The sequence below is a fragment of the Streptomyces diacarni genome, from assembly GCF_003323715.1.
Lineage (GTDB): Bacteria > Actinomycetota > Actinomycetes > Streptomycetales > Streptomycetaceae > Streptomyces > Streptomyces diacarni.
The window spans coordinates 1-19,604 of record NZ_QOIN01000051.1 but is presented as its reverse complement, the minus strand read 5'-3'; the positions used below and the strand labels follow the sequence as shown (position 1 = coordinate 19,604).

Here is a 19,604-nt window from a genome sequence, read left to right as displayed (position 1 = left end):
GATGGCCCAAGAGCGACGGCCGGGTGAACGGCCCGGCAATTCTGGTCCGGACCCGTTATGTTCTCGTGACCACACCTCGGATGGCTCCGCGGGGACGGACGGAGCCGCCGGAGACCGCCGAGCGGCCTCAGCCCTCCAGCCGCACCGTGAGCCTCACCCCTCCAGCCGCACCGTGAAGCTGAAGCGGTCGCCGCGGTAGAGCAGCCGGACCCGCTCCAGCGGCGCCCCCTCGTCATCCCGCGAGCGCCGGTGGATCAACAGCATCGGCAGCCCGGGCGGCGTTCCGACCAGCAGCGCCTCCCGCGGGGTCGCCAACACCGTCTCCAGCCGCTCCTCCGCCGCACCGAAGCGGATCCCCAACCCCTCCCGCAGGTACGTGTAGAAGGACGAATCGGCCTCGAAGTCCCGCTCCAGCTCCGGCACCCGCTCGACCGCGACGTACGTCGACTCCAGACCGACCCGCTCGTCGTCCGCGAACAGCAACCGTTCCAGATGCCAGACCGGCTCCCCCTCGGCGATCCCGAGGTCGGCGGCGAGCGCGGCCGGACAGGGATGCCGGTCCAGGCCGATCAGCGTGCGCCCCGGCACCCTGCCCTGGCGGCGGACGCCCTCGGTGTAACTGGCCAGCGCGAGCGGCTGCGCCAGCTTCGGCCCGGCCACCACCGTGCCGCGCCCGGACCGCCGCAGCCGCCCCTCCAGCAGCAGTTCGCGCAGCGCCTGGCGGACCGTCTCACGGGACACCTCGTGGCGCGACGCCAGTTCGCGCTCCGTGGGCAGCACGCCGCCCTCGCCCAGCTCCTCCAGCAGCGGAACCAGCCGCGCCTTGAGCCAGTAGTACTTGGGGACCCGCCCGTGCTCGGGAACACCGGCCCGCACGGGCGCGGCCCCGTCGGCGGGAATCTCGTAGGGTGCGGAGCTTTCGCGCGAGGTAGCCACCTCGGCATCCTCGCAGGGCGCGCGGTCACGGCGGACGGAACGTACTCGGGCCTGGAGGCGGGCGGTGCGTGCCCGGCCGCACCCGCTTTGCAAGGGTGGGGGCATGAACCGCATGGACACCTCCCCCTCGCCGCTCCGCGTCGGCCTGCTCGGGTTCGGCCTGGCCGGCTCGGTCTTCCACGCCCCGCTGATCGCCACGACGCCGGGGCTCGCGCTCGACACCGTCGTCACCTCAGACCCCGAGCGGTGCGAGCGGGCGCGGGAAGCGGGCGCCCCGGGCGACGAGGTGCGGACGCTGCCCTCGGCCGACGACCTGTTCGCGGACCCGGACGGGCTCGACCTCGTGGTCGTCGCCACGCCGAACCGCACCCACGTGCGGCTCGCCCACCACGCGCTGGACGCGGGGCTGCCCGTCGTCGTGGACAAGCCGCTGGCCCCCACCGCAGCGGAGGCCCGCGAATTGGCGGCGAAAGCCGAGGCGAAGGGGCTGCTGCTGGCCCCGTTCCAGAACCGGCGCTGGGACAACGACTTCCTCACGCTGCGCTCCCTCCTCGCCGAGGACGCGCTGGGCGAGGTCCACCGCTTCGAGTCCAGGTTCGAACGCTGGCGGCCCCTGCCCAAGGGCGGCTGGCGCGAGTCGGGGGACCCGCAGGAGGTGGGCGGCCTCCTCTACGACCTGGGCAGCCACCTCGTCGACCAGGCGCTGACCCTCTTCGGACCCGCCGCCTCCGTCTACGCGGAGGCCGACGTGCGCCGCCCGGGCGCCGAGGCGGACGACGACACCTTCATCGCCCTCACCCACGAGAGCGGCGTCCACTCCCACCTGTGGATGAGCGCCACCGCCTCCCGGCTCGGCCCCCGCTTCCGAGTGCTCGGCAGCAGGGCCGGCTACGTCAAGTACGGCCTCGACCCGCAGGAGACCGCGCTGCGCGAGGGCGCGCGCCCCGCCGAGGGCGCCCCCTGGGGCGTGGAGCCCCAGGGGGCGTGGGGCACGCTGGGCGCGCTGGAGGACACCCGCGCGGTCCCCACCCTGGACGGCGACTACCCCGCCTTCTACGACGCGATCGCCACCGCACTGCGCGAGGGCACGCCCCCGCCCGTGACGGCGCACGAGGCGGCGGCCGCCCTCCAGGTACTGGAAACGGCCCGCTCCTTCACCCGCGCCCGCACCAGCTGAGAGCCCGGGGGCGCCGTCGGACCCGCGGGACCGCTCGCTCCCGCGGGGGCTCGCCCGCGCCCGCTCACGCCGACTTCATCACCTGGCGCTGCCGGCCCAGGCCCGCGATCTCCAGCTCGACGACGTCGCCCTCGCGCAGGTACGGCTTGGGCTCCGGCTGGCCCATGGCGACGCCCGCGGGAGTGCCGGTCGAGATGACGTCGCCCGGGTACAGCGTCATGAAGTGGGAGAGGTAGCGCACCACTTCGGCGACGGGGAAGATCTGGTCGGCGGACGTGCCGTCCTGGCGCAGCTCGCCGTTGACCCACAGCCGCATCGTCAGCGCCTGTGGGTCCGGCACCTCGTCCGCGGTCACCAGCCAGGGGCCCAGCGGGTTGAACGTCTCGCAGTTCTTGCCCTTGTCCCACTGGCCGCCGCGCTCGATCTGAAAGGCGCGCTCGGACACGTCGTTGGCGATCGCGTACCCGGCGACGCAGGCCAGCGCCTCCTCGTGCGAGGCCAGGTAGCGCGCGGGCCTGCCGATGACGACGGCCAGCTCGACCTCCCAGTCGGTCTTCTCGCTGCCGCGCGGGATCAGCACCGTGTCGTCGGGCCCGACGACGGTGTCGGGCGCCTTCATGAAGACGATCGGCTCCCCGGGGATCGCGGCGCCCGTCTCCCGCGCGTGGTCGTGGAAGTTCAGCCCGATGCAGACCACCTTGCCGATCCGCGACAGCGGCGGCCCGACCCGCGCGGCCCCGGCCTCGGTACCCGCGGCCAGCTCGGGCAGCCGTCCGGCGGCAGCGGCTGCGCGGACCCGTGTGAACGCGGTCTCGTCCGCGAGCAGCCCCGCGTCGATGTCGGGGACGATGCCCGACAGGTCGCGCAGGGTGTTGTCCTCGTCCAGCAGCGCGGGGCGCTCAGTCCCCACCGATCCGACGCGCAGCAGTTTCACGTCGCTCTCCCTCCCAGGCGAATCAGCTGATCCTCCAAGAGCCCGTTCAGAACCACAAGACCACGTTCACGTACTGGACCGTAGCCTCTGCTTCCGCTTCCTCTCCGGTCCCTCGTGCCCCTCGCCCCCCTCGCGACCGGGAACGCTCCCGGCCCGCAGCGCGGCCCGCTCGCACGCGGTCCAGGTCATCGACGTCACCACGTACAGCGCGGCGGCCAGCGGCACCACCGCGACCGTGACCACGGTCCCGAACGAGAGCAGCGGCAACAGCCGCGCCGGCCCCGCCGGCCGTACGGGCGCCTCCGCCACGCCCGCCACGCCCTGCGTGCCGGCCGCGCCGGCCGTTCCCGCGGTCCGGGCCGCCGCCGCGCGCCGCATTCGCGCATACGTCCAGGCCGCCACCGCGAGCGTCAGCGCGAACAGGCCCACGTAGACGAGCCCGTGCGCACCCACGGGACCGCCGTGCCCGAGCGCGTCCATCCAGCGGCCGCCCAGCGGAGCCCCGAGCAGGGTGTGCTCCAGCAGCGCGTCATCGGTGGTGAAGACGTGGTACATCACGAAGAACACCGGCAGTTGCAGCAGCGTCGGCAGGCATCCGGCCACCGGCGAGACGCCCTCGCGTGCGTGGAGCGCGCTCATCTCGCGCCGCAACCGCTCCGGGTCGCGGCGGCGGCACGTCAGAGTACGGCGAGCCTGTCCACCAGCAGCTCCACCCGCCGCTCGGCGTCCCCCGGTGGCAACCGTCCGGCGCGGGTCAGGGTCGCCAGCCCGTGCAGGGCCGCCCAGAACACCTCGGTGAACAGCCCCGGGTGGACGTCCTCCCCCGCAACCTCGCCGAGGGTTTCCAGCAGGGCGGCGAAGGCGTCCTTCAGCGGCTCGGGGGTGTCCTCGTGCGCGAAGGCCAGGCCGCCGTCGAGTTGGAACATGGCGTCGCAGACCGCCGGCGCCGCCGCGCCCGCTCAGGCCCCCAGCACGTGGGCCACCGTGTGGATCGCCAGACCGGCCAGTGAGCCCACGACGGTGCCGTTGATACGGATGAACTGCAGGTCGCGGCCGATGTGGGCCTCGATCTTGCGGGACGTGTGCTCGGCGTCCCAGCCGGCGACGGTCTCCGAGATGAGCGAGGTGATCTCGTCCCGGTAGCTGGTCACCAGGTGGACCGCGGCGCCCTCGATCCAGCCGTCCACCTTGCCCTGGAGCCGCCCGTCGGACGCCAGTCGCTGCCCCAGCGACAGCAGGGCGGCACGGGCACGCACCCGCAATGCGCTGCGCTCGTCCTCGGCCGCGGCCACCAGCATCGACCGTACGGCTCCCCACACGGAGGCGATCAGGTCCTGCACCTCGTCACGGGCCAGCGTCTCGTTCTTGAGCCGTTCGACGCGGGCGCGCGTGTCGGGGTCGGAGCGCAGATCGGCGGCGAAGTCGGTGAGGAACCGGTCGACGGCGCCGCGCGCGGGGTGGTCGGGCATGTCCCGCATCTCCGTGACGAAGCGGAGCAGCTCGCGGTAGACCCGCTCGCCGATCCTGCGGTCCACGAACCGCGGCGTCCAGCCGGGCGCCCCGCCGGCGACCGCGTCCATGACGGAGCCGCCGTGCTCGTCCAGCCACTCGGCCGCCCGCGTGCACACCAGGTCGACGACGCGGCGGTGGCCGCCGTCCGCGACGATCTTCTCCAGCATCGCGCCGAGCCCCGGAGCCACCTCTTTGGCCGTGGCGCGGCGGGTGATGGCCTCGCTGACGACGGCCTGCACGTCCGCGTCCCGCAGTACGGTGAGCGCGCCGCGCAGCGCCGTGGACAGTTCCGCCGTCACACGGTCGGCGTTCTCCGGCTGGGCGAGCCAGGACCCGAACCGGTTGCCGATACCGACGGCGCGCAGCCGGGTGCGGACGACGTCGGAGGACAGGAAGTTCTCGCCGACGAAGTCACCGAGACTCCGGCCCAGTTGGTCCTTCTTCGTCGGGATGATGGCGGTGTGCGGGATGGGCAGCCCCATCGGGTGGCGGAAGAGCGCCGTGACGGCGAACCAGTCGGCGAGCGCGCCGACCATGCCGGCCTCGGCGGCAGCCGCCACGTAACCGGTCCACGCGCCCGCGCCCGCGTGCTCGGCCCAGGTGGCCAGCGCGAAGACCGCGGCCATCAGCAGCAGGGCACCGGTGGCGATCGCCTTCATACGGCGCACGCCACGCCGCCGCTCCTCGTCAACCGCGGTGAACCCCCCGGGCCCGCCCCCCGAGCTCCCGGATCCGCCAGCGCCCGCCGGCCCGCGCCCGGAACCGCCGAGTCCGCCGCCAGATCCGCCATCGGACCCGCCGCCCGAGCCGTGACCGGACCCCCCGGACGTACCGCCGGAGCCGCCCGCCCCGCCACCGGGCCCGCCGGACTCACCGGGCGCGCGTGCGCCGTCCGCCGCGCCCCCTGCGCCCGCGGAGGAGCCCGGGGCACCCGATCGGCTCAACGCGCCGTGTTCACTCACCCCGGGGACCGCGAGGCCTCCGGGGGACTCGCCGCCTCCGGATCCCCCGGATCCCCCAGAAGCGGAACGGCCGCGTGTGACGGCTTTCACGTGGGCATCATCATGGCCAAGCAACTCGCCCTCATTTGTCCGTTCCATCCGCTCCCACCGTCCCCGTGGACGCCCCTGATCACCGCCCCGCCTCCGGTCCTCGGACCGGTTCGCGGAGTGTCATTCTCTCTCGCCCGCAACCGAGTGGAACGGACGACGGCTCTGTCGCGTCTGTCTGATCGGCAGCATTGAAACAACATCAACCACGACCCGGTGCCGCGTCGCGACGACCCTCCCCCAGCCCCAGGGCGGGAGGTATTTCAGACCCCGGAGCGCACGGCCCCCGGAAGGGATCCGTGCCCCTTTCGTGGGATCATGGCACCGCCGACCGTCCGGAGCCTGGGCTCCGTCCAGTTCGAGGAGAACCAGCGCACGTGACCAGGAACATGGGCTATGCCCTGCTCGCCGGACTTGCGGCGATCGTGGTCCTCGTGTCGACCGCGATATTCATCGGGGCGGGCAGCGGCGAAGGGGGCCTGGGTGAGGACTCACCGCAGTCCCGCAACCCGGCGGCCCCGGCCTCCTCGGGCCAGTGGGTCGGCACCTGGTCCGCGGCCCCGGCCGCGGCCGAGCCGCGCAGCCGCGACGGGTTCGCGAACATGTCGATACGGAACGTGGTGCACACCGCCGTGGGCGGCACCCAGGCGCGCATCCAGCTCTCCAACCTGTTCGGCAACCGCCCGCTGACGATCTCCCACGCGACGATCGCCCTGGCAGCGGCCCCCAGCAACCCGACGGCCGCGGCGGGCAGCATGCGCCGCCTCAGCTTCGGGAACAAGCCCTCGGTCACCATCCCGGCCGGCGGCGAGGTCACCAGCGACGCGGTGCGGCTCAACGTGCCGCACGCCGCCGACCTGCTGGTCACCACGTACTCGCCCACCCCCTCGGGCCCGGTGACCTACCACCCCTACGCCCGGCAGACCAGCTACGTGGCCGGGGGCGACCGCACCGAGGACACCTCCGGCACCGCCTTCAACCAGCAGAGCCCGTACTGGCGGTACCTGACCGCCGTCGACGTGTGGAGCAACGAGACCGACGGGGCCGTCGCGGTGCTGGGGGACTCGATCACCGACGGCATCACCTCCAGCCCCGGCGCCAACCACCGCTGGACCGACTTTCTGGCCGAGCGGCTGCGCACGGAGCGGGGCGCGCCCCGGCTCAGCGTGCTGAACTCGGGCATCAGCGGCAACCGGGTCCTGGTAGACGGCAGCAAGTTCTCGCCGAACAACGGTCCGAGCGGGCTGACCCGTGTCAACCGCGACGTGCTCTCCCGTACGGGCGTGAAGGTCGTCGTCGTGGAGATGGGGCTCAACGACATCATCAAGCCGCCGCGGCAGCGCGATCCGGTCAAGATCGTGAACGGGCTGCGGGACCTCGTGCGCCAGGCGCACACCCGCGGGCTGCGGGTCGTGGGCGCCACGCTGACGCCGTTCGGCGGACACCGCGGCTACACCCCCCGGATGGACGCCGTGCGCCGGGCGGTCAACGAGGAGATCAGGGCCGGCAAGGTGTTCGACGCGGTCGTCGACTTCGACGCGGCGCTGCGGGACCCCGCACACCCCGAGCGGCTGCGCGCGGCGTACGACTCCGGTGATCACCTGCATCCGAGCGACAACGGGTACCGGGCGATGGCCCAGGCACTCGACCTGCAGCTGCTGAAGGGGTCGCGGCCCGCGAAGCTGTGACGGCTGTCAGAGTGCGACAGCCGTCGGGGGGCGGCAGCCGTCGGGGGGCGACAACCGTCGGAGTGCGGCAGCCGTCGGAGTGCGGCAGCCGTTGGCGCGGGACGCCCCTCAATGGCGCTGCCAGTCGTCGGTGATGCGGCCGGACCCTCGCCGTCGTGGCGATCGCCGTGGCGGCCGGTCAAGGTGCGGGGCTCCGCCCCCACGCCCCCCTGCGGCCCCCCGCGACCCGCTGCGCCCCCTGCCGGGGCGCCTCAGGCCGCGTACATTCTGGCGATCACGTCCTCGATGGCCGGCTCGCGCAGGGACAGGTCCACCAGCGGGTAGTCGGCCGCGATCCGGGAGACCAGCGGCGCCGCGCTGGCCGTGGCGGGGAAGGTGAGCCACTGGCGCGGGCCCTCGGTGCGCACGGTACGGGCCCCCTCGATGCCCTCGATCGGCGGAAGCTCCCGCTCCAGGTCCACCACCAGGGTGCGCTCGCCGCTGCCGATCTCGTGCAGCCCCGCGAGGGCCCCGTCGTACATCAGGCGGCCGTGGTCGATGACCACGACCCGCTCGCACAGGTGCTCGATGTCGCTCAGGTCGTGCGTCGTCAGCAGCACGGTCGTGCGGCGCTCAGCGTTGAGGCGCAGCAGGAACTCCCGCACCCGCGCCTTGCTGACGACGTCCAGCCCGATCGTCGGCTCGTCCAGATACAGCACGTCAGGGTCGTGCAGCAGCGCGGCCGTGATGTCGCCGCGCATCCGCTGCCCCAGCGACAGCTGCCGTACGGGAACGTCCAGCAGCCCGCCCAGCTCCAGCAGTTCCACGCAGCGCGCCAGGTTCTCCTCGTAGCGGGCCCGCGGGATGCGGTACATGCGGCGCACCAGGCCGTAGGAGTCGCGCAGCGGCAGGTCCCACCACAAGGTGGTGCGCTGCCCGAAGACGACGCCGATGCGGCGCACCAGGCGCGTGCGGTCCCGTGCGGGGTCCACCCCGGCGACCCGCAGCCGCCCGCCGCTGGGCGAGAGGATGCCGGTGAGCATCTTGATCGTCGTCGACTTGCCGGCCCCGTTGGGTCCGATGAACCCGGTCATCTCGCCGCGCCGCAGCGTGAAGGAGATCCCGTCGACCGCGTGCACGTCACTGCTGGTGCGGCGCAGCAGACCGCTCCTGCGCCGCACCCGGAAGGTCTTCCGCAGATCCCGCACGTCGATGAAAGCGCCGTCCGTGTCCCGCACGGACCCGCCCGCGTCCTCCTGCACGGCTTCCCACCCCTTCTTGTCACCCGTCAACTCCCCGTACTGCGGTAGGAGCGCAGCCCCGCCCGCCACACCAGCGCCGTGCCCGCGCAGCACAGCAGCGCCACGGCGGGCGCGGCGAAGTCCACCCACCCCGGCAGTCCCAGCGGATCGTCACGGCCGAGCACCCGCAGCGCGGGCAGCCAGTTGACGAAGGCCAGCGGCACCACGAACGTCGCCCCGCGCACCAGTTCCTTGCCGAAGACGGTGGGCGGGTACTGCAACAGCGTCGTGCCGCCGTAGGTGAAGGCGTTCTGCACCTCGGAGGCGTCCTGCGCCCAGAACTGGAAGGCGCCGCCGAGTACGAACAGGCAGCCGAAGATGAGGCCTCCGCACAGCACCATCGACACGGTCAGCAGCACACTGCCCGCCGTCCACTCCAGTTCCAGCCGCGTCAGCGACCAGCCCAGGACGAGCGCGCCCTGGGTGATCCGCCCCAGCCTGCGCAGCGCGAACCTGTCCGCCGCGATCTGGCTGAGGACGGGCACGGGCCGGGTCAGCAGGATGTCCATGGTGCCGTCGCGCACCCGGCGGCCGATCCGCTCCGCCTCCCCCAGCAGCAGGTCGGCCAGGCCGAAGGCGACGCAGGAGGTGCCGTAGAGAAAGGCCACCTCGGGCAGCGCGAAACCGCCCAGCGCGTCCACCTGCGAGAACATGATCATGATTGCGGCGAAGTCGAGGAACGTCGTCGTGAAGTTCGCCACCAGCATCATCGCGAACGACGCGCGGTACGCCATCGTCGAGCGGACCCACATCGCCGCGATGAAGCCGTACGCACGCAACCCCCAGGCCACCCCGCCCAGCGCCCGGCGCGCCGACAGCCCGCGCCCCGGCGCCCGGCGTTCCACGGCGCCCGGTTCAGCCACCCTGGACCACCACCTTGCGGGTCGCGGCCGCCTGGAGCAGCCGCCCCGCGGCCAGCAGCACCACCGCCCACGCCAACTGGAAACCGAGACCCGCCAGACCGCCGCCCCCGCTCTCCCCCAGCAGGACGTCGGCGGGCACCTGGAGCGTGGCCGCCCACGGCAGCCGGCGCACCACCTCGCCGAACGCGCCGGGGAAGACCGTCAGCGGCAGCAGCATCCCCGAGAAGAACACGCTCAGCAGGGTGGACAGGGCGCTGAGCCCCGTCGCGTCCAGCAGCCAGAAGCCGCACAGCGCGAACAGATAGCGCAGCGCGAAGCTGACCACCACCGCCAGGAACACGGCGCACAGGAACAGCAGCCAGACTGTGGGAGAGGACGGCAGCGTCAGCTCGAAGGCGAAAGCCCCGACGGCCAGGGGCACCAGGCCGCGGCCCAGCAGCTGGAACGCGGCCCGCCCCAGATCGGAGGCGAACCACCACAGCTGGAGGTCGACGGGCCGGTAGAGGTCGATGGCGACGTCGCCGTTCCTGACGCGTGCGTGGAACTCGTCCTGGAAGCCGCCGCCCATCAGCGCGGCGGTGGCCAGCATCGCCTGCCCGATCCACACGAAGGTCAGCGCCTGCGACTGGTCGTATCCGCCCAGCTGCGGACGCTCGTACCACAGAGCGATGAACGTATAAGCGAGAATGAAGCCGAAGACGGTGTTGGTGAAGACGCCGGCCGCCGTGGCGACGCGGTAGGTGGCGTACCGCCGGAAGCCGCTCGCGGCCACGGCGAGATTGAGACGGAGCAGATGCATCCTTTCGAGCTCCTCCACCGTCTTTCCAGTAGCACTTCCGTACGAGAACCGAGCGTGGGCGAAGCGACGGAGCCTAGCCCGGCGGACCCGTGGACGGCCATCGAATATCCACAGGGCCCGACCACGCCCTCGGCTCGGTCTGCGGTACGGAGGCTGCGAAAGTGCTCTACGGGGCGTACGACGCAGCGCCCGCCATTGGACGAGGAGTCCCTGCGAACATGAGTGACGAGCCGAACAGCGACGCCGAAGGCCGAGAGCCGGAGTCGGACGGCCCGCCCGAGAAGAGCCCGGCCCAGGGGGACGCTCCGGCCAAGAGGGAGCATCCTGGCAAGCCGGCCGGCCCCGCGGCGGACCCCGCCCCGAAGCGGACCGCCCGCGGCGCGAAGCCCGGCCCCCGGACCCCCGCGCCCACGCCCGCGCCGGGCGGCCGCCCGAACGCGGGGGACTCCGACGGCAGCGGCACCCCCGGTGACAGACCCACCCCTGACGAGGGCGCCTCCGCGGAGGACGCGTCCGCGGAGGGCACCTCTGACGGGGAAGCCTCCGACGAGGGCACGCCCAGCTCGGGTACCTCCGGCTCGGGTACCTCCGGCTCAGGTACCTCCAGCTCGCGCGCGGCCGGCTCGCGCGCTTCCCGCAGTGGTGACACGTCCGGCGACGAGCCGGCCTCGGGCGAGGGCGGAGCCGTCGGCGGCGCACGCCCTGACGGCGCGGCGTCCGACAGCGGAGTACCCGAAGGCGAGGGGCCCGGCGCGGACGAAGCGCCCGGTAAGAGCCGCATCCCGATGACGAGCAGCACCCCCGGCAAGAGCCGCGTCCCCACCACCAGCAGCACCCCCGCCACGAGCGGTCCCGCCGAGGACGACCCCTCGGACGGCGCCACCGAGGACGACGACGCGCACTCCGCCGACCCCGGCACCACCCCCGGAACCGGCACGGACGGCCCCGGCCCCAGCGGCCATTCGGGTTCCCCGAAGGGCACCGCGGCAGCACAACCGCGGCCCGGCACGGAAAGCAACGCGGCGGAGAGCAGCGCGGCGGAAAGCGATGCCCCGGAAGGCAGCACGCCGGAAGACGGCGCGGCGGAGAACGCCGCGGCGGAGAGCGGTGCGACGCGCGCCATACGGACGACCAGTTGGGGGGCCGCCGCGGCCGCCGCGGAAGCGGCCACCCACGCGACCCCGTCGCCGGCCGGGTCAGGCGGCACGGGGACCGGCAGCGGGACGGGCACCGGGGGCGGATCGGCCGCCACCGGCGGCCCGGCCGGCGGTGGGGACTCGGCCACCGGTGGCGACACGGCCGCCGGGACGGCCGCCGTGGGCCCGGCCTCGCCCGCCGAGACCGCCATCATGGGTCAGGCCGCCGCAGGATCCGGCGGCCCCGGTGCCCCGGGCGGTTTCGGTGGTCCGGACGGCCCGGGCGCCGCGCAGACGCCGCCCGCCGCGAGCGACGAGGCGGGAATGATGGAGAAGAAGGGCAAGAAGGAGAAGGGCAAGAAAGGCAGGGAGAAGCGTCGCCGCACGGGCTGGCGGCGGCTTCTGCCGACCTGGCGGATGGTCCTGGGCGGTCTCCTGCTGATCGTCCTGCTCATCTCCGGCGCGCTGGTCGCCGGCTACCTGCTGGTGAGCATTCCGGCCCCGAACGAGGCGGCCGCGGCACAGACCAACGTCTACCTGTACGCCGACGGCAGCCAGATCGCCCGCGACGGCGACATAAACCGCGAGAGCGTTCCGCTCAGCAAGGTCCCCAAGGAGACGCAGCACGCGGTGCTGGCCGCCGAGGACCGCGACTTCTACCACGAGTCCGCGGTGGACCCGCAGGCCATGGCCCGCGCGGGCTGGAACATGCTCACCGGGGGCGGTCGCCAGTCCGGTTCGACGATCACCCAGCAGTACGTGAAGAACTACTACCTCAGCCAGGACCAGACGGTCACACGCAAGGCCAAGGAGTTCTTCATCGCGCTGAAGCTGGACAACGAGGTCAGCAAGAACGAGGTCCTCCAGGGCTACCTCAACACGAGCTACTTCGGCCGCAACGCCTACGGCATCCAGTCTGCGGCGCACGCCTACTACGGCAAGGAGGTCAAGGAGCTCACCACGGAGGAGAGCGCCTATCTGGCGGCGCTGGTCAACTCGCCCAACGCGTACGACACCCGCGCCCATCCGGAGAACAAGAAGCGGGCAGTGGCGCGCTGGAAGTACGTGCTGGACGGCATGGTCGAGGAGGGGTGGCTCAAGAAGAGCGACCGGAAGGGGATGGAGTTCCCCGAGCCTGACGAGCCCAAGCCGCCGCGGAACATGTCCGGTGAGCGCGGCTACCTGGTGGAGGCGGTCAAGAACTACCTCACCAGCAACAACATCATCGACGAGCAGCGGTTGCGGGCCGGGGGCTTCCGGATCACCACGACGTTCCAGCCCAAGAAGCAGAAGGCCATGCGGGACGCCGTCGACGACAAGCTGATGTCGAAGCTCGACAAGAAGAACCGGAAGATCGACAAGTACGTCCGTGCGGGTGGCGCGTCCGTGGACCCCAAGACCGGCAAGGTCGTCGCCATGTACGGCGGCATCGGGTTCACCGAGCAGTACACCAACGCCGCGACCTCGCGTGAGTACCAGGTCGGTTCGACCTTCAAGCCGTTCGTGTTCACCTCTGCGGTGCAGAACAAGTCCACGACGCAGGACGGCCGGCCGATCAAGCTGAGCACGGTCTACGACGGCACGAACAAGCGCGAGGTGGTCAGCGACGGGCAGGGCACCGACTACGCGCCCGCCAACGAGGACGACCGCTCCTACGGGCAGATCCCGGTCACCACGGCCATGGACAAGTCGGTGAACAGCGTCTTCGCGCAGATGGGCATCGACGTCGGCCCCAAGAAGGTCAAGCAGACCGCCATCGATCTGGGGCTGCCCAAGACCACGCCGAACCTCACCGAGGACGGGTCCATCGCCCTCGGTGTCGCCACGGCGTCGCCGCTGGACATGGCCGAGGCGTACGCCACGCTCGCCAACCACGGCAAGCACGGTCACTACAGCATGGTCAGCAAGATCACCCGTGGCGGGGAGGTCGTCGACCTGCCCGATCACGACTCCGAGCGGGCCGTCTCCCGGGCCGCCGCCGACACCACGACGGCCTCGCTGCGCAGCGTCGTCGAGGGCGGCACCGGTACGGCGGCACAGGCCGCGGGGCGCCCCGCGGCGGGCAAGACCGGTACCGCCGAGGAGGACAAGGCCGCCTGGTTCGCGGGCTACACCCCCGATCTGTCGACCGTCATCGGCGTGATGGGCAAGGACCCGGCCAACGGCGCGCAGAAACCGTTGTACGGGGCCGGGGGGCAGCCGCGCGTCAACGGTGGCGGCTTCCCGGCGGAGATCTGGGGCGCCTACACGAAGGAGGCGCTGGAGGGCCGCCCGGCCAAGAAGTTCGACCTGGACACCGCGGGCAGCGGGGACGTGCCGAGCACCCGGTCGCCCGGCTCGTCTCCGCCGCCGTCCGGGCCACCCACCTCGCAGGGACCTTCCGATCAGCCCTCGCAGCCGCAGGAGCCGTCGGACGATCCCTCCACGCCCGAGCCGCCGACGACCGGGCCGCCGACGAGCCCTGGCCCGAGCATCCCGGAGATCGGCGGGGTCGACGGCGGTGATCCGGGCGGCGGCCCGGGGGGCGACGGGGGCAACGGCGATCCCGGCGGCGGCCCCGGCGGTGACGGCGCCGTCGGCGGCGACGGCGATCCCGGGGGCGGCGCCCCGGGGGTCCGCGAGTGGTGACCGGGGCCTGGTGACCTGAGCCACCCCGCCCGACCGTGCTCTTTGCTACGGTCCAGGGACCGGCCCCCGCATAGGTGGGGCCGGTCCCGACGAGACGCGCCGTACCGGGCCCGACAAGACGACGCACCCCCGCAAGCGTTTTTACGGAGGTGCCGTCATGGCCTGGATCATGCTTGTCGTCGCCGGTCTCGTCGAGGTCACCTGGGCGATCGGCCTCAAGTTCACCGAGGGCTTCACCAAACTGTGGCCCAGCGTCTTCACCGTCGCGGGCTTCGCCACCAGCATGATCCTGCTGGCGCTGGCCGCCAAGAGCCTGCCCATCGGAACCGCCTACGGCGTGTGGGTCGGCATCGGCGCGGCCGGAGCCGCGGTGGTCGGCATGCTGATGCTGGGCGAACCCGTGACCGCGGGCCGCATCTTCTTCATCGCTTTGCTGCTGGTGGCGGTGGTGGGACTGAAACTGACCTCAGGCCACTGACCGGCCGGGGGCACGGGGGTCGCCCCCCGGAAGACACAGCATCGCTTTGCTGCTGGTGGCGGTGGTGGGACTGAAACTGACCTCAGGCCACTGACCGGCCGGGGGCACGGGGGTCGCCCCCCGGAAGACACAGCATCGCTTTGCTGCTGGTGGCGGTGGTGGGACTGAAACTGACCTCAGGCCACTGACCGGCCGGGGGCACGGGGGTCGCCCCCCGGAAGACACAGCATCGCTTTGCTGCTGGTGGCGGTGGTGGGACTGAAACTGACCTCAGGCCACTGACCGGCCGGGGGCACGGGGGTCGCCCCCCGGAAGACACAGCATCGCTTTGCTGCTGGTGGCGGTGGTGGGGCTGAAACTGACCTCAGGCCACTGACCGGTGTCCCCTCGGGCCGGGGGCCATGGGGTGCTCGGGCGAGCCGGGGACCGGGGGGCTCAGAGGTAGAGGCCCGTCGAGCCGTCGCTGTCCTGGAGGCGTTCGGCGGCCACGGCGTGCAGGTCGCGTTCGCGCATCAGGACGTACGCGACCCCGCGCACCTCGACCTCGGCCCGGTCTTCGGGGTCGTACAGCACCCGGTCCCCGGGCTCGACCGTGCGCACGTTCTGGCCGACGGCGACGACCTCGGCCCAGTCGAGCTTGCGTCCGACGGCCGCCGTCGCGGGGATCACGATGCCGCCGGAGGAGCGGCGTTCGCCCTCGCTGGTGTCGGTCCGCACCAGCACGCGGTCGTGCAGCATGCGGATCGGCAGCTTGTCATCGTGGGCGGGGGCAGGGGTCTTTGGGCTCACCGGGAGACCGTATCTCAGCGTCTCAGCGGTGTCGGCGGCGAGCCTTCCCCCGGCCTGCGGGCTTGCGGCGGGAGGTGAGCGCGTAGGTGCCGCCGATCGCGGCGACGGCCAGCACGGCGACGGGCACGACCCGTTCGATGCGGAGGTTGCCCTCCTCGGTGACGAACTGGGAGCGCACGTCGGTGACCGTGCGGTTGGCGACGACGTAGGCGCGTCCCGCCGTGCGGTCCACCGCGGCCGCGGCCTTCGCCTTGACGTCGCCCATGATCGTCTTGGGGTGAACGCGCACGGCGATCTCGTCGAGCGCTGCGGCGAGGTCCTGCCGCCTGCGGACGATGTCCGCCTCGATGTCCGCGGGGGTCCTGGCTTCCGGCACCGAGTTGCCTCCGTCGCTGTCAGTCCTGCGTCCTACCGTGTCAGCGGCCATCCTGTCAGCTCAGCGGGGCCGATGCCCCACGGCACCCCCGAACGTCGGCTTCGGGCTACGCTCGGGCAGGCCCGCTGAGGCAGGCCGAGGCCGCCGCCGACCCGCTGAGAGGTACCGCACTACTGGTGAGTACCGCCGCGGGAGGCAGGGGAAACCACGAGTGCACGTACCGCAGTGAAGGAGCTTTCGATGAGTCAGCGACTCGAGCCCGGCGACATCGCCCCCGACTTCACGCTGCCCGACGCCGACGGCAAGGACGTCTCGCTGGCCGACCGCAGGGGCCGCAAGGTGATCGTCTACTTCTACCCGGCGGCCATGACTCCCGGCTGCACGAAGCAGGCCTGCGACTTCACCGACAACCTGGAGCTGCTGGCGGGTCAGGGGTACGACGTCATCGGCGTCTCCCCGGACAAGCCGGAGAAGCTGGCGAAGTTCAGGGAGAAGGAGTCGTTGCAGGTCACGCTGGTCGGCGACCCGGGCAAGGAGACGATGGAGGCGTACGGCGCCTTCGGTGAGAAAAAGCTGTACGGCAAGACCGTCACCGGCGTCATCCGCTCCACGGTGGTCGTGGACGAGGAGGGCAAGGTCGAACGCGCGCTCTACAACGTGAAGGCGACCGGCCACGTGGCGAAGCTGATCAAGGACCTCGGGCTGGTTTCGGAGTAATTGCCCCCGGCGCGAGGGGGCCGTGTTGCGTTCGAGTACGCCAGGTGCGGTACTCATGAGGGATGAACCACGAAGAGGATCAGCCCGCCGACCCGGCTGCCCTCAGGCGGCACCGGCACCTCTTCCGCGCTGTCAGACGCAGCCGGAAGCCGAAAGTCCGCCGTAGCGACATCACGGTCACGGACGAAGCCACGGTCAAACGCGCCACGAAGGCCGCGGCCGTCGGTAATGCCATGGAGTGGTTCGACTTCGGGATCTACGCCTATCTCGCGGTCACCATCGGCAAGGTCTTCTTCCCCGGCGGCAGCACCCAGCTCCTGGCCTCGTTCACGGCCTTCGCCGCCTCCTTCCTGGTGCGGCCACTGGGCGGCCTGTTCTTCGGGCCGCTCGGCGACCGCATCGGGCGCAAAAAGGTGCTCGGCCTGACGATGGTCATGATGGCGGCGGGCACCTTCTTCATCGGCCTGATCCCGTCCTACGAGTCCATCGGCTTCGCCTCGCCCGTCCTGCTGCTCATCTGCCGCCTGGTGCAGGGCTTCTCCACGGGCGGCGAGTACGGCGGCGCGGCCACCTTCATCGCCGAGTACGCGCCCGACAAGCGGCGCGGCTTCTTCGGCAGCTTCCTGGAACTGGGCACGCTCACCGGCTACACCGGCGCGGCCGGCCTGGTCCTCATCCTGAACACCACGCTCGGCGACGACGCGATGCTCCAGTGGGGCTGGCGTATCCCGTTCCTGGTGGGCGGGCCGATCGGCGTGGTCGGTCTGTACCTGCGGATGAAGCTGGACGAGACCCCGGCCTTCCAGAAGCAGGCAGCGCAGATGTCGCACTCCCCCGAGGCCTCCACGACGGAGACGAGCGAGCCGAGGCTGTCGGAGAACGTGCCGCAGAAGGAGCTCAAGACGATCTTCGCGCAGCAGTGGCGCACGCTGCTGCTGTGCATCGGCCTGGTCGCCGCCTACAACGTCACCGACTACATGCTCCTGTCGTACATGCCCGCCTACCTGACCGACGCCCTCGGGTACGAGAACTCGATGGAACTGGTCGCGGCCATCATCGCGATGGTGGCGATGGCGCTGGTGATCCAGCGGGTCGGGCGCCTCAACGACCGGTTCGGCCGCAAGCCCGTACTGATGGCGGGCATGGTCGGTTTCGTGCTGCTGACGATCCCCGCCTTCGCCCTCTTCCAGCAGGGCAGCTTCGTAGCCGTGCTCATCGGGCTGCTGGTACTGGGCGCCTGCCTGGTCTGCCTGCTGGGCACCATGTCGGCGACACTGCCCGCGCTCTTCCCCACCGACGTGCGCTACGGGTCGCTGTCCATCGGCTACAACGTGGCCACAGCGGTCTTCGGCGGTACGGCGCCCGGCGTCATGACGTACCTGGTCAACAGCACGGGCAACAACCTCGCCCCGGCCTACTACGCCTCGGGTGCGGCCGTCATCGGCATCATCGCCGTCCTGTGCATGAAGGAGACGGCCCGCAAGCCGCTGGAGGGCTCGCCGCCCTCCGTCAGCACCCACGAGGAGGCCCGCGCCCTGGCCAGGGCCGAGACCAACGAGCCCACCTTCTGACCAACCCGGGCGACGACCCGGGATCGAGGACGACGACACGAACACGCGAGGGCCCGTGCCGGCGACGGCACGGGCCCTCGCCGTCACCCGGCCGGTACCCGCGCCCGCGCGCGCAGTACGATACGTGCGCGCGCGAGTGCCGGAATTGGTAGACGGGACGGCTTTAGGTGCCGGTGTCTTCGGACGTGGGGGTTCGAGTCCCCCCTCGCGCACCCCACCACCACGGGCCGCACCGCCCCTGGCGGCTCAGCTCAGGCCGAATCGGGCCCCGGCGGCTCAGCAAAGGGTGGCTCAGCCCAGCGCCAGCGCCTCCCGTACGAGGGGGGCGAGTGCCCGGAACGCCTTGCCGCGGTGGCTGATCGCGTTCTTCTCCTCGGCGCTGAGCTCCGCGCACGTCCTGCTCTGACCGTCCGGCTCCAGAATCGGGTCGTATCCGAAGCCGCCGTTGCCCGCGGGGGTGTGCCGCAGGGTGCCCCGCAGCCGGCCGGCCACGACCTTCTCGGTGCCGTCTGGCAGGGCGAGCGCGGCGGCGCACTCGAAGTGGGCCGCGCGGTGCGGCGCTGCGATGTCGGAGAGCTGGGCGAGCAGCAGGTCCAGGTTGGCGGCGTCGTCGCCGTGGCGGCCCGCCCAGCGTGCGGAGAAGATGCCGGGCGCCCCGCCGAGCACGTCCACGCACAGGCCCGAGTCGTCGGCGACGGCCGGGAGTTCGGTGGCCTGGGCGAGCGCGTGCGCCTTGAGGAGGGCGTTCTCGGCGAACGTCACCCCGGTCTCCTTGACGTCCGGGATCTCGGGGTAGGCGTCGGCGCCCACCAGCTCCAGGTCGAGTCCCGCGTCGGCGAGGATCGCCTGGAGTTCGGTGACCTTGTGGGCGTTGCGGGTGGCCAGGATCAGGCGCTGGGTGCTCATGACTCCAGTATCGCGCCGCCCGGTGCCCGGACGGGCGGCGGGGAGCGTGGTAGGCGAAGGCCCGCGCGGGGCGGTGACGTGGGGGCGGGTGCCGGCCGGGGCCGGGCGGCTGGCTCAGCCGGGGGTGCAGACCTTCGTCAGTTCGTCGGCCGCGTCGGTGACGGGCTTCGCCTCGGGGGCGCGGCCCGCCTCGACGTCCGAGCGCACGCTGTCGACGGCACCGCGCAGCTGGGAGACGGCCTTGCCGACGTCGCCGTCGTCCGTCTCGTCCTCGATCTTGGTGAGGTTCTTGTCTATGGAATCGAGGGACTCCCGGGCCTGGGCGGGGTCCTCGCCGGCGTCGGAGATCGCCTGCTGGAGGTCGTCGACGGACTGGGCGATGGTGGACGCGGTGGTGGCGCAGTCCAGCGCGCGGTCCACGGCGGAGCAGCCGGCGGCGGCCGGCACGGCGAGCGCGAGGACCGCTGCCGCGGCCACGACCTTCCAACGGAGCACCTGCTACGTCCCTCCCCCGAAGACTGGTCGGGCCGCACGGTTCGACACGTGCGGCCCGCACCCAGTCAGACGCGTAAAGCGCCGGCAAAGTTCCCCGCGCGGGCAAAGTTCCCCCGCGCCGGGGGAGTTCTTCAGCGGCCGACGGCCCGGGGGGGTGCCTCTATGGGTTTGGTCAAGCCGTTGAAGGTGTTGGCGGTTGGTAGAGGGTGCCGTCGCGGAGCATGGCGAAGAGCACGTCGGCGCGTCGTCGGGCGAGGCAGAGGAGGGCTT

17 protein-coding genes, 1 tRNA gene, 1 pseudogene and 1 riboswitch are annotated in these 19,604 nt (G+C 72.1%); of the genes and pseudogenes, 7 read left to right on the top strand and 12 right to left on the bottom strand.

What is annotated here, in order from left to right; all coding sequences use genetic code 11:
- Positions 1-153: 153 nt before the first annotated feature.
- On the bottom strand, positions 154-936 hold the full coding sequence (locus DTL70_RS26210) for a GntR family transcriptional regulator (RefSeq protein ID WP_245979767.1): 783 nt from the start codon (positions 934-936) through the stop codon (positions 154-156).
- A gap of 103 nt (positions 937-1,039) precedes the next feature.
- On the opposite strand from DTL70_RS26210, the gene DTL70_RS26205 reads away from it, so the two are divergent.
- On the top strand, positions 1,040-2,113 hold the full coding sequence (locus DTL70_RS26205) for a Gfo/Idh/MocA family protein (protein ID WP_114024481.1): 1,074 nt from the start codon (positions 1,040-1,042) through the stop codon (positions 2,111-2,113).
- 64 nt (positions 2,114-2,177) lie between these two features.
- Here the strand turns inward: DTL70_RS26205 and DTL70_RS26200 are convergent, their stop codons facing one another.
- From DTL70_RS26200 to DTL70_RS26185, 4 genes and pseudogenes are all read right to left on the bottom strand, one after another.
- Positions 2,178-3,047 carry a fumarylacetoacetate hydrolase family protein gene (locus DTL70_RS26200; RefSeq protein ID WP_114024480.1) on the bottom strand — a complete coding sequence of 290 codons (870 nt, stop codon included), beginning with the start codon at positions 3,045-3,047 and terminating at the stop codon, positions 2,178-2,180.
- 66 nt (positions 3,048-3,113) lie between these two features.
- The gene (locus tag DTL70_RS26195; protein ID WP_114024479.1) at positions 3,114-3,686 is read right to left on the bottom strand and encodes a YidC/Oxa1 family membrane protein insertase; all 573 of its coding nucleotides are present in this window, start codon (positions 3,684-3,686) and stop codon (positions 3,114-3,116) included.
- A gap of 38 nt (positions 3,687-3,724) precedes the next feature.
- Positions 3,725-4,000: pseudogene (locus DTL70_RS26190) on the bottom strand (TetR-like C-terminal domain-containing protein); the annotation flags it as partial.
- A 6-nt stretch (positions 4,001-4,006) separates the two neighbouring features.
- Positions 4,007-5,659: a DUF445 domain-containing protein gene (locus DTL70_RS26185; RefSeq protein WP_425470410.1), complete on the bottom strand. Its 1,653-nt coding sequence runs from the start codon at positions 5,657-5,659 to the stop codon at positions 4,007-4,009.
- 338 nt (positions 5,660-5,997) lie between these two features.
- Between DTL70_RS26185 and DTL70_RS26180 the strand changes: the two genes are divergently transcribed.
- On the top strand, positions 5,998-7,296 hold the full coding sequence (locus tag DTL70_RS26180; RefSeq protein WP_114024478.1) for an SGNH/GDSL hydrolase family protein: 1,299 nt from the start codon (positions 5,998-6,000) through the stop codon (positions 7,294-7,296).
- A gap of 251 nt (positions 7,297-7,547) precedes the next feature.
- Here DTL70_RS26180 and DTL70_RS26175 read toward each other — a convergent pair whose 3' ends face one another.
- The 3 genes from DTL70_RS26175 to DTL70_RS26165 all read right to left on the bottom strand — a co-directional run bounded on the left by DTL70_RS26175 (position 7,548) and on the right by DTL70_RS26165 (position 10,238).
- The gene (locus tag DTL70_RS26175; RefSeq protein ID WP_114024513.1) at positions 7,548-8,513 is read right to left on the bottom strand and encodes an ABC transporter ATP-binding protein; all 966 of its coding nucleotides are present in this window, start codon (positions 8,511-8,513) and stop codon (positions 7,548-7,550) included.
- A gap of 50 nt (positions 8,514-8,563) precedes the next feature.
- A complete protein-coding gene (locus tag DTL70_RS26170; RefSeq protein WP_114024514.1) occupies positions 8,564-9,328 on the bottom strand; it encodes an ABC transporter permease in 765 nt (254 codons plus the stop codon).
- Between the two features lie 103 nt (positions 9,329-9,431).
- A complete protein-coding gene (locus DTL70_RS26165; protein ID WP_114024477.1) occupies positions 9,432-10,238 on the bottom strand; it encodes an ABC transporter permease in 807 nt (268 codons plus the stop codon).
- A 218-nt stretch (positions 10,239-10,456) separates the two neighbouring features.
- On the opposite strand from DTL70_RS26165, the gene DTL70_RS26160 reads away from it, so the two are divergent.
- Both DTL70_RS26160 and DTL70_RS26155 read left to right on the top strand, forming a co-directional pair.
- On the top strand, positions 10,457-14,002 hold the full coding sequence (locus tag DTL70_RS26160; protein ID WP_245979766.1) for a transglycosylase domain-containing protein: 3,546 nt from the start codon (positions 10,457-10,459) through the stop codon (positions 14,000-14,002).
- A gap of 57 nt (positions 14,003-14,059) precedes the next feature.
- A riboswitch (guanidine-III (ykkC-III) riboswitch) is annotated at positions 14,060-14,130 on the top strand.
- A 29-nt stretch (positions 14,131-14,159) separates the two neighbouring features.
- Positions 14,160-14,480: a DMT family transporter gene (locus tag DTL70_RS26155; RefSeq protein WP_114024476.1), complete on the top strand. Its 321-nt coding sequence runs from the start codon at positions 14,160-14,162 to the stop codon at positions 14,478-14,480.
- Positions 14,481-14,915: 435 nt separating this feature from the next.
- Here DTL70_RS26155 and DTL70_RS26150 read toward each other — a convergent pair whose 3' ends face one another.
- On the bottom strand, positions 14,916-15,218 hold the full coding sequence (locus DTL70_RS26150; RefSeq protein WP_114013724.1) for a GroES family chaperonin: 303 nt from the start codon (positions 15,216-15,218) through the stop codon (positions 14,916-14,918).
- Positions 15,219-15,291: 73 nt separating this feature from the next.
- Positions 15,292-15,645 carry a DUF3618 domain-containing protein gene (locus tag DTL70_RS26145; protein ID WP_114024475.1) on the bottom strand — a complete coding sequence of 118 codons (354 nt, stop codon included), beginning with the start codon at positions 15,643-15,645 and terminating at the stop codon, positions 15,292-15,294.
- Between the two features lie 240 nt (positions 15,646-15,885).
- Between DTL70_RS26145 and bcp the strand changes: the two genes are divergently transcribed.
- The 3 genes from bcp (at position 15,886) to DTL70_RS26130 (ending at position 18,145) form a co-directional block, all read left to right on the top strand.
- Positions 15,886-16,362, top strand: a complete 477-nt coding sequence (gene bcp / locus DTL70_RS26140) for a thioredoxin-dependent thiol peroxidase (protein WP_114024474.1) — start codon at positions 15,886-15,888, stop codon at positions 16,360-16,362.
- Between the two features lie 62 nt (positions 16,363-16,424).
- Positions 16,425-17,933: an MFS transporter gene (locus DTL70_RS26135; protein ID WP_114024473.1), complete on the top strand. Its 1,509-nt coding sequence runs from the start codon at positions 16,425-16,427 to the stop codon at positions 17,931-17,933.
- A 130-nt stretch (positions 17,934-18,063) separates the two neighbouring features.
- A tRNA-Leu gene (locus DTL70_RS26130) sits at positions 18,064-18,145 on the top strand.
- Between the two features lie 79 nt (positions 18,146-18,224).
- On the opposite strand, the gene rdgB is transcribed toward DTL70_RS26130, so the two are convergent.
- Both rdgB and DTL70_RS26120 read right to left on the bottom strand, forming a co-directional pair.
- A complete protein-coding gene (rdgB, locus tag DTL70_RS26125; protein WP_114024472.1) occupies positions 18,225-18,839 on the bottom strand; it encodes an RdgB/HAM1 family non-canonical purine NTP pyrophosphatase in 615 nt (204 codons plus the stop codon).
- Between the two features lie 114 nt (positions 18,840-18,953).
- Complete coding sequence (locus DTL70_RS26120; RefSeq protein WP_114024471.1) at positions 18,954-19,334, bottom strand: hypothetical protein; 381 nt, start codon at positions 19,332-19,334, stop codon at positions 18,954-18,956.
- Positions 19,335-19,604: the final 270 nt, after the last annotated feature.

Excerpts from the sequence above, each read along its gene's own strand:
- DTL70_RS26205 (WP_114024481.1), top strand. The coding sequence starts at position 1,040 with ATGAACCGCATGGACACCTCCCCCTCGCCGCTCCGCGTCGGCCTGCTC.
- DTL70_RS26195 (WP_114024479.1), bottom strand. The coding sequence starts at position 3,686 with ATGAGCGCGCTCCACGCACGCGAGGGCGTCTCGCCGGTGGCCGGATGC.
- DTL70_RS26185 (WP_425470410.1), bottom strand. The coding sequence starts at position 5,659 with ATGGAACGGACAAATGAGGGCGAGTTGCTTGGCCATGATGATGCCCAC.
- DTL70_RS26180 (WP_114024478.1), top strand. The coding sequence starts at position 5,998 with ATGGGCTATGCCCTGCTCGCCGGACTTGCGGCGATCGTGGTCCTCGTG.
- DTL70_RS26170 (WP_114024514.1), bottom strand. The coding sequence starts at position 9,328 with ATGTGGGTCCGCTCGACGATGGCGTACCGCGCGTCGTTCGCGATGATG.
- DTL70_RS26165 (WP_114024477.1), bottom strand. The coding sequence starts at position 10,238 with ATGCATCTGCTCCGTCTCAATCTCGCCGTGGCCGCGAGCGGCTTCCGG.
- DTL70_RS26160 (WP_245979766.1), top strand. The coding sequence starts at position 10,457 with ATGAGTGACGAGCCGAACAGCGACGCCGAAGGCCGAGAGCCGGAGTCG.
- DTL70_RS26155 (WP_114024476.1), top strand. The coding sequence starts at position 14,160 with ATGGCCTGGATCATGCTTGTCGTCGCCGGTCTCGTCGAGGTCACCTGG.
- DTL70_RS26150 (WP_114013724.1), bottom strand. The coding sequence starts at position 15,218 with ATGCTGCACGACCGCGTGCTGGTGCGGACCGACACCAGCGAGGGCGAA.
- bcp (WP_114024474.1), top strand. The coding sequence starts at position 15,886 with ATGAGTCAGCGACTCGAGCCCGGCGACATCGCCCCCGACTTCACGCTG.
- DTL70_RS26135 (WP_114024473.1), top strand. The coding sequence starts at position 16,425 with ATGAACCACGAAGAGGATCAGCCCGCCGACCCGGCTGCCCTCAGGCGG.
- rdgB (WP_114024472.1), bottom strand. The coding sequence starts at position 18,839 with ATGAGCACCCAGCGCCTGATCCTGGCCACCCGCAACGCCCACAAGGTC.